This window comes from Ruminococcus sp. YE282, assembly GCA_900101355.1.
Lineage (GTDB): Bacteria > Bacillota > Clostridia > Oscillospirales > Acutalibacteraceae > Ruminococcoides > Ruminococcoides bromii_A.
In genome coordinates this window covers 1-11,906 of the sequence record FMUV01000023.1, presented here as the reverse complement: position 1 = coordinate 11,906, position 11,906 = coordinate 1, and the positions used below count along the sequence as shown (strand labels likewise).

The following is an 11,906-nucleotide window of genomic DNA, read 5'->3' as shown; positions in this document are numbered from 1 at the left end:
TACTGTATTATTTGCCAAACTTAAGCTGTACCGCTCTTTCTATGATATCGGCACAGTTTTGTATTGAATTTCTTGATGTGTTAAGAAACATATCGTAATTCAGCGGTTCTTTCCAATTTTCACCTCTGGTATAATACTTGTAATATGCAGTGCGATATTTGTCGGTTCGCTTTTTCATATCCCTTGCGCGTTCCTCTGAAACATAAATTCTGGAACGTATTTTTGCAATACAGTCGTCATAGTACGCATTAACGAAAACACTTAGTACATTCGGTCTGTCTCTCAAAATATTATCTGCGCACTTTCCGACTATTATACAAGACTGTGTATGCGACAGTTCCTTGATAATCTCGGCTTGAATATTATAAAGATTCAAATCCGAGACAAAAGCTCTTGACTCCGGTCTGAGGACATTGGCGGTAGGCAGCTTTGTAAGCGACTTAATAAGATAACTGCCGTGAATTCTTTCGTCAACCTCGACAAACTCACTCTCATCAATTCCGCTTGCCTGCGACGCCATTGTTAAAATCTGTCTTTCATACCATGGAATACCCAGCTTTTCTGAAAGCAGAGCGGCAATTTCCTTGCCGCCGCTTCCAAAACTACGAGCTATTGTGATAATGTAATTATCCATAGTGAAACCTCCGTCATTTATCAGTCAACGGCATCACATTTAAGTACCGCATTCAGCAAAACGGACGCACCCTCGGTGCAAAGTTCTGTTGATGTAAACTCCGGTTCGCAATGTGAATGTCCGTCTTTTGAAGGAACAAAAATCATTGTTGTAGGCAACATATACGAAGCAAACTGAGCGTCGTGTCCGGCTCCGGAATTGATTTTCTGATTGGAATAACCGAGTTCATCAACTGATTCCTGAACAAAGTCTACAAGCTGTTTATCATAATAAACAGTGTCTCTTGTCCATGCAACCTCATATCCGACCTTGCATTTTGCAACTTCTTTCGGCATATTCTCAATAACCGAAACCACCTGTTCTATAACCTTCGGGTCTTCATGACGAGCGTCAATTGAAAATTCGATATAATCGGGAATTACAGTGTGAACATTAGGATGGCAAAGAATTTCACCCGTTGTATAAACAAGCTCAGGGTCGAGCTTATCAAGTTCTTTGTGAAGATATGTAAGGACTTGTGCTGCCGCAAACAAAGCATCGTGACGATACTTCATAGGTGTAGTGCCCGCATGGTCAGCCTGACCCGTAATTTTTATACGGTAGTTTATCATACCGAGTACACAGGTTACAACGCCTATATCATTATTTGCAGCTTCAAGAATCGGGCCTTGTTCAATGTGAAGTTCAAACATAGCCTTATAATCCTTGGGATTAAGTCTGTTTGATTCATCGCCTTTGTAGCCCGAGGCATTCAGAGCCATTTCAAATGTTTTGGTTGAGTCAAGAATTGACTTTGAGGCAAGCATATTTTCCTTTTTAAAGTTTTTGGCAATATCAACAGGAAGATAATCGTAACATACAATACCTGAACACATCATTGCCGGCGGATATAGCGAACCCTCTTCGTTTGTCCATATCATTGCAACCAAATTGTGCTTATGAGGAATATTCTCCGTAGCCACGGTTTCAAGAACCTCCATTGCACCCATTACACCGAGAATACCGTCATAATTTCCTCCGTTTTTAACCGAATCGCAATGCGAAGCCATTACAATTGCAGGAAGCGACGGGTCTGAACCTTTGAGAGTAGCATAAACATTTGCAACGTCATCGGTTTTAATTTCCGCACCGATAGCTTTCATTCTCTTAACAAATTCAGCTCTTGCCTGTAATGCTTCAGGTGAAAGTGAATATCTTGTAATTCCTCCGTGACCTGCGTCACCGAATTTACTGAATGTTGAAATTTTGTCCTTCATTCTTTCTTTACTGCACTTATACATACACTTTGCACATCCTTAGTTTAAAAAATTTAATATATAAATAATCTTCAGTATCAATTTAATGACCTGTCAATGCCAACTTGCTTACCTTTTTCCCTGGGTCGATTGCATTAACGGGACATACCACCTTACACAAATGACATCCAACGCATTTTTTACCGTCAAGAACAGGTTTTCTGTCGCTGTTCATCTTTATTGCCTGATGACCTCCGTCATAACATGACACATAGCACCTTTCACAGCCAATACATTTTTCACGGTCAAACCTTGGAAAACAAATATAGCTTCTGTCAAGATCATCGGCAGGGATTATATTTTTCTCAGCAACGCCGATAAAATCGTTAATGCTGCTGAAATTATGCGATGACATATATCTTTTGAGTCCGTCAATCATATCTTCTACTATGCGATAGCCGTACTGCATAACCGCCGTGGTCACCTGAACCGTTGAACAACCCAGTGAAATAAATTCCGCTGCGTCATACCAAGTCTCAATTCCTCCCATTCCGCTTATCGGAACATCTTTAAGTTTATCGCTGCTTTTCATTTCATTGATAAATCTGAGTGCAATCGGCTTTACCGCCTTACCGGAATATCCGCCGACAGACGACTTTCCGCAAACATCAGGTGAGCTTGAAAAATTTTCCAAGTTCACGTTCATTATACTTTTTATCGTGTTGATTGCCGCCAGTCCGTCTGCCCCCGCTTCCACCGCTTTAACAGCGGGAGGAATCATAGAGGTAATATTCGGCGTCATCTTTGCAAGAACAGGTAAATTTGTCCCCTTTTTAACTGCCTTTGTATACAAATACACAAGCTCCGGGTTTATGCCGACATCACTGCCAAGCCCCTCGCCCACCATTTGAGGACAACTGAAGTTGCACTCGATAATATCCGCTCCGGCTTTTTCACAAAGAGAAGCAAGTTTTGTCCACTCGTATTCATTACTTCCCATAATGGATGCAATGATAACTTTTGTGGGGTAATTCTTTTTAAGTTCTCTGAAAAAGCCTAAATTTTCTTCGAGAGAGTAAGTTGATATTTGTTCAATGTTTTTGAATCCCACAAACTGCGTATCTTCTTTATCAAGCTCGGAAAATCTCGGTGAAACTTCGTTTGGTGTAAACATACCGATAGTTTTAAAGGCTACTCCTGCCCAACCGCAATCAAACGCCTTTGCAACCATATCATAGTTGCTGCCGACAACAGATGACGAAAGGAAAAAGGGATTTTCACACTTTACGCCGCACAAATATGTAGTGAGGTCAATGTCAGGCACCGAAACGGGATTCTGTTGCGAAAGAAGTTCAGTGATTTTGTCAATACGAACAGGCAAATCAAACTTTGCCCGACTGCACGCCTGCATACAACCACCGTCTATGCAATCCACACAAGGATTATCCGCAAGCATATATCTTGCTCCCTGCTCATTGTCAAAATTAACTGAACGAATGATTTGGTCAATTTTTACACCGTATGTACAGGCCTGTGCACAAGGAGCGTTTTCACAAAGCAGACATCTGCTGCTTTCGGTTTTTAGAACAACTTCTCTGTATCCCATAACATCAACTGCTTTCAAAACTATTTTGAGGTACTTCTCTTTACATATTTTCCGTTTCCGGGTGTTCCCGTGAATTTTCCGTTATCATAAACAAGATTGCCGCGAAGATAAGTCTGAACGGGATAGCCGTGCAACTTTTTGCCCTCCCATATAGTATGGTCACAATCAGAGTGCATATTGTTTACACTGACAGTGAAGTCCTTATCCTTATCATAGATTACGATATCGGCATCCTTGCCAACCTCGATTGCACCCTTATCGTCACAACCGAAAATCTTTGCAGGATTTGTCGAACAAAGCTCAACCGCTCTTTCAAATGTGATTTTACCGCTGTTTGCTGCGTCAAGCATATACGGATAAAGGTTCTCAATTCCGGCACATCCGTTCGGAATCTTGGTAAAGTCATCCTTGCCCCAATCCTTTTCATAACTTTGGAACGGACAATGGTCGGTTGCCACAGTGTCGATAAGACCGGCTTTTATCGCCGTCCACAAAGCGTCTTGGCTTTCTTTTCCTTTCATCGGAGGAGAGCAAACAAAGTTTCTGCCGTCCTCTCGTTTATAAACGTCACAGGTAAACTCCAAATACTGCGGACAAGTTTCGATATATATTTCGTGACCTTCGGTTTTTGCCTTGATACATTCCTCAAGACCCTCTTTATCAGCCATATGTACAATATAGAGCGGAGCTTCAAGGTGTTTTGCCCAATGGACTGCTCGTTTATCTGCTTCTGCTTCAACAAATTCGGGTCTGCTCAGATAATGATACCAAGCACTTGTCTTTCCCTCTTTAAGGAACTGCTCTGTTCTCATATCAATAAGGTCAGGATTCTCGGCATGCAGGTTAATTTTTGCGCCAAGCTCTTTTGCTCTTAACAGCAATCTTACGAATGTTGCGTCATCAACCATCATTTTTTCTTTCTTATAAACAAAGAAACATTTAAAACTTGTGATTCCCTCGTTTACGGCAGTTGCCATTTCATCAAGAATTTCTCCGCCGTTTAAATCGGTAATGCAACAATGAAAAGCATAATCAACACAAGCCTCCTTTTCAAGCACAGCCTTTTTTGAATTGATAAGTCCCATAATTGTCTCTCCGCTGTGCTGAACGGGATAATCAAAAACCGTTGTTACACCGCCGCAAGCTGCTGCACGTGTACCTGAAAGATAACTGTCGGCTGAAACAGTTCCGCCAAAAGGCATTGCCAGGTGTGTGTGAACATCAATAGCACCCGGCAGAACAAGCTTGCCGTTTGCATCAACCACTTTGTCAGCAGAAACATCAATATTTTTACCGATTTCTGCAATTTTTTCGTCTTTTACAGCTACATCTGCCATATAGCTGCCCTTTGCGGTTACTATTGTTCCGTTTTTAATCAATAAATCCATACTGTTACCTTTCCTTTCTTATTTTTGCTGTCACGGCGGTGAAGACACCGCCGTACAGTCGCCCAAATTCTTATTTTGTAAAGAGGTCTTTTTTATAGACAAGCTCAAGACCGGACCTCTGATAAACCTGAGCTATTTCCAAAAGTTCCATACCGCCTGCGTTTGCGGATGTTAAGTTAGCAACCCATGTTACGCCAAAGTCTACTGTACCGTTGCTTACTGCTGTTGTTTCTGAAATATCGCCGCCACCCGGAGTAATTGTAACCTTGAGACCTACTTCTTCATAATATCCTTTAGCCTGTGCAACGTAATATCCCATAAACTGTGCCTGTGGGAGCCACTTTAACTGGATTGTAACATCTGTTTTCTCAAGATTGCCGAACTTTCCGTCTGTTGACTTATTAGCCTCGTCAATGTACTGAGTATCACGAATATCATCAAGCGTAAAGCCTTCAAGCTTTGAACTTGCAGACGAATCGTCAAGCTGTACGTACTTTTTGCAAAGGTCAAGGGTTTGCTGCATTGCTTCTTCGTCCATATTGCCGTAATTATCAACAGTGTTTCCCTTTGTATCGGTTGTTACAAGTTTTGCAACTTCCTTTGCCATATACAACTGGTGATCCGATGATACAGAAGAACCTGCGTCAAATACAATCTGTGCTGCTTCTTCCGGATTTTCAACAGCGTATTTCCAACCTTTCATTGAGGCATAAAGGAATGCTTTTACTGTATTTGGATTCTGCTTTGCAAACTCCTTGGTACAGAAAATATTATCTTCAAGCATTGCAACGCCTTCATCGTTCATATCAATGGTACCTACTGTATCGCCATACTTATAGCCGCCGTCATAATCGTTCTTAACAAGACCCAGCTCGTTATATGTCATAGCAGAAGCCAAAGTGATATTATCCTGGTCAAATCCGTCCATTGTGAAATCTTCTGAAAGATATTTTGTTGGGAGATCATACTTCTGAAGAAGTGCAAGAATTTCATACTCGTTGCCAAGTCCCCAGTTACCTACTTTTCCGTCTGCGGCAGCTTTTTTGATAATCTCTTCATTTGACATCAATTCGCCGTCAGTTGACGAATCCGATGAATCGGATGATGATGAAGCGGACTCACCGCAGCCAGCGAATGAGGTAACTGCAATTGTTCCCGCAAATAATAATGCAAGCAACTTTTTAAATTCGTTTGTCTTTTTCATTTTGATTCCTCCAATTTTAAAGTCTATGTAAACCGAAATAAACGGTAAACAAACAATAAGATTTATTTGATTCTGCGATTTTTTAATACTATTGACTCAACTAACATAAGCACGCCGTACATTACAAGACCGATAATGCACGCAACCACTATATAAGCCCATGCTGTCGGATATTGACCAAGTACAATGTTTTCCCTTATCTCTCTGCCCACACCTGTGATGTACTCGGCAAAATACTCTGAAACTACTGCGCTTATTATACTTATCGGAACACTAACTCTCAGCGCAGTAAATACATACGGAATTGAGTTCGGAAGCCTAAGCTTAAAGAAAACAGTGCTTTTTTTGGCTGCGTATGATTTCATAAGGTCAAGTGCAAACGGTTTAAGCTCTGTAAGACCTCTGAATGCGTTAATACTCATACTTGCAATGCAAACTATCATTACAACCAATGTTTTTGCAAACATACTTCTTATATTAGGGTCATTGCTGATATCCTTAGTCCAGTTAGTCATAACAGGTGCAAGAGCTACTATCGGAATAGCATTAAATGCTCCGACTATTGTGATACCTCCCTTGCCCCACTTTTGGAACGTTGCCGCAAACACCGCAATAAGGTAACCGATTATTGAACCTACAAGCAAACCAACAACGGCAACAATCACCGTATAAAGCGCATTAACTGCGAATGTCGGAATGTTATCAATTATTATTCGACAAATTCTTGACGGAAGAGGAAGGGTATTTGTGTCGGTGTTAAACAATTTATGAAGAACCTGCCCCTGCCATAAAGCCAAAATCAGTACGCCAAACAAAACCGGAAGAAGTACGGAACTTACTGTCTGAACGGCTTTATTTTCCTTAAACCTTCGCCATATACTTTTTCTTTTTCTAATCAATTAAGCCGCCCCCTTTTTCTTCCTCGTTTTGCGCTCAATTCTCTTTAACGGTGATACAAGATTTTCAATCCAGCCCATAAGCGAGCAACTTAGAACGCCTATTACTGCGCTGAAAACGACTATATCCCAAAATACATATATTGACATAGCGTGCTTCAGAGACTGTGAAAGCATACATCCGAGACCACCGTCACCCTGAAGGGTATCAACAAGGATTGACGCTGTAATTGCCATTGGAGCGGCAATTTTCAGTCCTGTGAAAAAATAAGGAATACATGACGGAATCAGCATCTTAAAATATACTGTCGATTGCTTTGCAGCGTATGAATACATAAGTTCGTATTTTTGCTTTTCAACCGAATTAAGTCCGGCAAGAGTATTTGTTGCCACCGGGTAAAACGTAAGAATAGCCGCTATAATGATTCTGCTTGAACCTATGTCGTGTGTCATTGCAAGAATAATAGGAGCCATACCCAAAATAGGAATCAGCTGAATCAGCATCAAATACGGAGCCGCTATTTTTTCAACTATTCTTGAAAGCTTCATCAAAATTGCAAGTGCAAATCCAATAATCATTCCTATAAAAAATCCCTGTCCTGCCCTTGAAAGCGTTTGACCTGCATTGTAAATTACTACCTGAAAACAAGTCATTCCGCTTGAAACGGGCTTTGGATCAATAAATGAATATGCAATCTGCCATATATGGGGCATAATATTTTCGGGAGTTCTCTTTGTTGCCTGCACAACAAAAGCAAATATTTCCCATATTACCAAAATTCCAAGCACCCATACCAAAGTTACAAGAGCCTTGGAGTTTTTTATTTTTGTTAGTGTTTTCATCATAAGCTGCCACCTTCAAAGCTGTTTCTTACCTTTGAAACCAGTTCTCCGAAATGAGCGGTGTCTCTCATATCAATCGTTCTCGGATACGGCAAATCTGCGTCAACAACGGCAGATAATCTACCCGGATGAGGCGAAAGAACACATATTCTTGTTGAAAGAAAAACCGCTTCCTGAATATTATGAGTTACAAAAACAATCGTTTTGTTTGTTTTCTCCCAAATTTTTAAAAGGTCAAGATGTAGCTTTTCCTTTGTAAATTCATCAAGTGCGGAGAACGGTTCGTCCATCAGCAAAATCTCGGGTCTGATTCCGAAAGCTCGTGCAATTCCGACCCTTTGCTGCATTCCTCCCGACAACTGTTGAGGATAGTGGTCCGCAAACTTTGTAAGTCCGACCATCTCAAGCATTTCATCTGCTCGGTCAGAGCGGTCTTTCTTTGAGTATCCCATAATCTCAAGAGGAAGCTCAATGTTCTTCTTAACGGTTCGCCACTCAAAAAGTACAGGATTTTGAAACACTATTCCGAATTTCTGCATAAGCCTTATTTCCTTGGGTGTCATATTACTTACTCTGACGTTACCGGACGTTGGCTCAAGCAAATCTGCAATTGTTCTCAAAAGGGTTGTCTTGCCGCAGCCCGACGGGCCAAGAAGTGAAATGAATTCTCCCTTGTGAATGTCAAAATCAATATTATCAAGTGCTTTTACATCATTGCCCTGATTATCCTTAAAAACCACCGATACATTATTTATTGCAATTTCAACATCATTTTTTATGATTGCATTGTCGTTCAAACTCATACTCTGTGCCTCCCTGTTGACAATCTCCGTACAGACGTCAAAACTTTTTTTAAGTTTTCGCCTTAACCGTGATTAAAAAGAAAAAGCACAGCAAATTAGCTTTTCACGCGCCTTTGCTGTGCTTTGATATTTAGTTATTAATGCCGATTAAGCATATAATTTTTTGTAAATTTCAATGCAGTCTTTTTCCGTGACATTCCTTACGGTGTTGCCCGGACTTCCGCTGGCAACTGCATCTTTTGCCATTTTAGGAATTTTGGAATAATATTCATCTTTATCTATTCCGTATCCCTCTAAAGTTGGAATCTGACACACATCACAAACCGTCTTTAAAGAATCAATAAATTTCTCTGCTACCGACTTATCGCTGTCTGAATCCAATGCAACGCCTGTTTCTCTGCCAAGATTTGCAAACTTTTCATATGCACCGGATACTGCAAAGCTGAGACATTCTTTCAGTAACATAGCATTGGACATTCCGTGCGGAACATGAAACAAAGCTCCGATTGGTCTGCTCATACCGTGAACTATTGTAACGCTTGAATTATTGATACAAATACCTGCTTCAAGAGCCGCAATACTCATCTGCTCCCTTGCATTGATATTTTCGGAATCGTTGAAAGCCAAAGGCAAGTATTTCATAATTCGTTTTACTGCCGATACAGCAAGCGTATCCGTCATTGAAAATGCTTTTTTCGATGTATATGCTTCAACAGCATGTGTCAAAGCGTCAAGTCCTGTTGCCGCCGTTACTGATTTGGGAGAACTTACCGTAAACTTGCTGTCCACAATTGCAAGCTTGGGTACAAGAACATCGCCTTTTAAAAGCATTTTTATACCCTTTTGCGAATCCGTAATTACAGTGAACTTCGTTGCTTCACTACCTGTTCCGGCTGTTGTCGGAATTGCTGCAAGCGGCAAAATTTCTCCTGAAATTTCTTTTCCGTTATAATCCGAGATACTTCCGCCATTAACTGCCATCGCTGCAATTGCCTTTGCGGAATCGAGGGGACTTCCCCCTCCTATTCCGATAATAAAATCACAGTCTGAGTTTTTTAACAGGTCAACACCGTTTTCAATCATAACGTCGTCGGGTTCTCCGATTATCCCATCAAACACAACATACCTAATATCATTTTCATCCAACAATGAGATAAGCTTTTTCATCATATCCGAAACCGCAACGTGTTTGCCCGTTACAATAAAAGCTTTATTGCCCATCTTCTTCAATATCGGTGCAGCCTCATTCAAAACTCCGTTTCCGACAATTATATGATTTGGTACAACAAAATGTGACATTGTACAATCTCCTTAAATTAATTCGTTATCCACATATGTAAGAACTTCATCCATCTTAACCATTTCTTCCCTTATCTGTTCCTCTGTAATAATTAACGGAGGATTTACAAAAAGCATATTCTCATGTGAATAGGTCATAAACTTTTTCTTTCTGAGCATTCCTACAAGATTGCTCATAATACCCTTTTCATCCTTTCCGTACGGAACAAGCGGTTCTTTTGTCTTTTTGTCTTTGACAAGTTCAATTGACGAGAACAAACCAATATATCGTACATCACCTACACAAGGATGCTTTGACTTCATCTCTTCAAGAATTTCACCGAGAACCTTACCTGACTTTGAAACATTATCAAGGATTTTAGCCTCCGTGTAATAATTTACGCAGGCAACACCTGCTGCACAGGCAAGTGGGTGACCACTGTATGTAAGGCCGCAGGAAAGAAGATGGTCATCAAAGTATTCTGCAACCCTCTTTGAAACAGCAACTCCGCCCAAAGGTACATAACCGCAAGTAACGCCTTTAGCAAAGGTTACTATATCAGGAACTACGTCAAAATTCTGGAAGGCAAACATTTTACCTGTTCTGCACCAGCCGGCCATTACTTCATCACAAATCATTAATATTCCAAATTCATCACAAATCTTACGGACACCCGGCAAATAACCTTTCGGCGGAATGATTACTCCGTTTGAGCCTGTAATTGTTTCCATAACTATTGCAGCAACACTGCTCGGACCTTCATAAATAATCTGTTCACGTAGCTTTGTAAGATAAAACTTTGTAGCCGCCTCCTCGGATTCAAACTCAATTGCTTCCCTGTAAACATAAGGGTCAAAGAATTTTACAAAACCGGGGATACCGGGTTCAAGAGGATATCTTCTCGGTTCACCTGTAAGATTGCCGGCACCGAAAGACGAACCGTGATAACTTCTGTAACGGCTGAATATTTTATTTCTGCCTGTATACATTCTCGCAATTTTCACAGCATTTTCGTTTGCATCTGCACCTGCATTAGTAAAAAATACTTTGCCAAAACTTTCAGGTAGCAAATCAATAATCATTTCTGCAAGTGTTGATTTAGCTTCGGTAGCATAAGAAGGACCAACAAAACAAAACTTAACAACCTGTTCTTTTATTGCATCTCCAATAGCTTTATTTCCATAACCAAGATTAAGGTTTACAAGCTGTGATGACATATCGCTGTATCTATTGCCATCATAATCGTAAAAATAAATACCTTCTGCTTTTGCTACTGGTATCGGGTTTAAATTTTTCTGCTTACTCCAAGACTGAAGAACGTACTTTTTATGATTTTCAATAATTTTCTCAGGTGTCATAGTTATTTCCCCTTTACAGAAGTAATACAAAAGATTAAACGAAAACGGAGCCTCATCCTTGAAGCCCCGTTGCTCTGTAACTCTTTTGTTTATGCCTATATTATATCATCAAAAATCCAATATGCAACTCTTTTCAGCACAAGATTATTTGTGCTGTCGCACAAATAATTACGAGTAATAGTGCTTTTATCTTATTTATTTCTGATATTAAAGCCTAAAAATGTAAAATTTCTCCAACGCACCAATTATGCTTAAAACTAAATCGGTGAAATTACCGCAACAGGGGCATTTATGCAGTTTCCTTTCTAATTTACAATAAACGTGAATGGTATTATCTGTGTTTTTTATGTCTTCAATTAAAATGTCTTGCAATCCGAGTATTTTTTCTGTAAAATGTTTGTAGAGCATATTTGATTCTCCTTAAAATGGTTTGTTTCCACTTTCATTTTAAAGGTTTTTTTACAAATATGCTCTACTTTTTTACTTTTATTTTTGTAGGCTCTTTTTGTTCTTACCCCAACTTTTATTATAGAGCCATTCTTAATTCATTTTCTTCCACTAACACAAACGGCTTTACTGAAGGTTGCAACAACAAAATCAAAGTCCTTAAACGCAACGCTTACGGTTTCAGAAATTTCAACCGTTTTCGTAATCGTATTT

Annotated in this window: 10 protein-coding genes and 1 pseudogene; 1 reads left to right on the top strand and 10 read right to left on the bottom strand. The window is 40.0% G+C overall.

Translation table 11 applies throughout. From position 1 onward, the window contains the following. Positions 1 to 7: 7 nt before the first annotated feature. The 10 genes from BLP46_RS08200 to BLP46_RS08155 all read right to left on the bottom strand — a co-directional run bounded on the left by BLP46_RS08200 (position 8) and on the right by BLP46_RS08155 (position 11,246). Positions 8 to 634: a cytidylate kinase-like family protein gene (locus BLP46_RS08200; RefSeq protein WP_092978049.1), complete on the bottom strand. Its 627-nt coding sequence runs from the start codon at positions 632 to 634 to the stop codon at positions 8 to 10. 20 nt (positions 635 to 654) lie between these two features. After that, positions 655 to 1,914 (bottom strand): Zn-dependent hydrolase, encoded by a 1,260-nt coding sequence (locus BLP46_RS08195; RefSeq protein ID WP_092978047.1) that lies wholly within the window; start codon positions 1,912 to 1,914, stop codon positions 655 to 657. A gap of 58 nt (positions 1,915 to 1,972) precedes the next feature. Further along, the gene (preA, locus tag BLP46_RS08190) at positions 1,973 to 3,475 is read right to left on the bottom strand and encodes an NAD-dependent dihydropyrimidine dehydrogenase subunit PreA (protein WP_092978100.1); all 1,503 of its coding nucleotides are present in this window, start codon (positions 3,473 to 3,475) and stop codon (positions 1,973 to 1,975) included. 20 nt (positions 3,476 to 3,495) lie between these two features. Beyond that, positions 3,496 to 4,863, bottom strand: coding sequence for a dihydropyrimidinase (hydA, locus tag BLP46_RS08185; RefSeq protein WP_092978045.1), 1,368 nt, complete (start codon positions 4,861 to 4,863; stop codon positions 3,496 to 3,498). 70 nt (positions 4,864 to 4,933) lie between these two features. Further along, positions 4,934 to 6,067 carry an ABC transporter substrate-binding protein gene (locus BLP46_RS08180; protein ID WP_092978043.1) on the bottom strand — a complete coding sequence of 378 codons (1,134 nt, stop codon included), beginning with the start codon at positions 6,065 to 6,067 and terminating at the stop codon, positions 4,934 to 4,936. A gap of 62 nt (positions 6,068 to 6,129) precedes the next feature. Beyond that, on the bottom strand, positions 6,130 to 6,966 hold the full coding sequence (locus BLP46_RS08175) for an ABC transporter permease (RefSeq protein WP_318259541.1): 837 nt from the start codon (positions 6,964 to 6,966) through the stop codon (positions 6,130 to 6,132). After that, the gene (locus BLP46_RS08170; protein WP_318259540.1) at positions 6,967 to 7,809 is read right to left on the bottom strand and encodes an ABC transporter permease; all 843 of its coding nucleotides are present in this window, start codon (positions 7,807 to 7,809) and stop codon (positions 6,967 to 6,969) included. Further along, positions 7,806 to 8,609 (bottom strand): ABC transporter ATP-binding protein, encoded by an 804-nt coding sequence (locus tag BLP46_RS08165; RefSeq protein WP_092978041.1) that lies wholly within the window; start codon positions 8,607 to 8,609, stop codon positions 7,806 to 7,808. Before BLP46_RS08165 ends, BLP46_RS08170 begins: the two co-directional genes overlap by 4 nt. 147 nt (positions 8,610 to 8,756) lie before the next feature. Then, complete coding sequence (locus BLP46_RS08160) at positions 8,757 to 9,908, bottom strand: iron-containing alcohol dehydrogenase (RefSeq protein ID WP_092978039.1); 1,152 nt, start codon at positions 9,906 to 9,908, stop codon at positions 8,757 to 8,759. A gap of 12 nt (positions 9,909 to 9,920) precedes the next feature. Then, a complete protein-coding gene (locus BLP46_RS08155) occupies positions 9,921 to 11,246 on the bottom strand; it encodes an aminotransferase class III-fold pyridoxal phosphate-dependent enzyme (protein WP_092978037.1) in 1,326 nt (441 codons plus the stop codon). 491 nt (positions 11,247 to 11,737) lie between these two features. Here BLP46_RS08155 and BLP46_RS08145 point away from each other — a divergent pair. Beyond that, positions 11,738 to 11,906, top strand: a pseudogene (locus BLP46_RS08145) (transposase); the annotation flags it as partial.

Bases quoted from the DNA above. Each gene is read 5' to 3' on its own strand.
- BLP46_RS08200 (WP_092978049.1), bottom strand. From the start codon at position 634: ATGGATAATTACATTATCACAATAGCTCGTAGTTTTGGAAGCGGCGGC.
- BLP46_RS08195 (WP_092978047.1), bottom strand. From the start codon at position 1,914: ATGTATAAGTGCAGTAAAGAAAGAATGAAGGACAAAATTTCAACATTC.
- preA (WP_092978100.1), bottom strand. From the start codon at position 3,475: ATGGGATACAGAGAAGTTGTTCTAAAAACCGAAAGCAGCAGATGTCTG.
- hydA (WP_092978045.1), bottom strand. From the start codon at position 4,863: ATGGATTTATTGATTAAAAACGGAACAATAGTAACCGCAAAGGGCAGC.
- BLP46_RS08180 (WP_092978043.1), bottom strand. From the start codon at position 6,067: ATGAAAAAGACAAACGAATTTAAAAAGTTGCTTGCATTATTATTTGCG.
- BLP46_RS08170 (WP_318259540.1), bottom strand. From the start codon at position 7,809: ATGATGAAAACACTAACAAAAATAAAAAACTCCAAGGCTCTTGTAACT.
- BLP46_RS08165 (WP_092978041.1), bottom strand. From the start codon at position 8,609: ATGAGTTTGAACGACAATGCAATCATAAAAAATGATGTTGAAATTGCA.
- BLP46_RS08160 (WP_092978039.1), bottom strand. From the start codon at position 9,908: ATGTCACATTTTGTTGTACCAAATCATATAATTGTCGGAAACGGAGTT.
- BLP46_RS08155 (WP_092978037.1), bottom strand. From the start codon at position 11,246: ATGACACCTGAGAAAATTATTGAAAATCATAAAAAGTACGTTCTTCAG.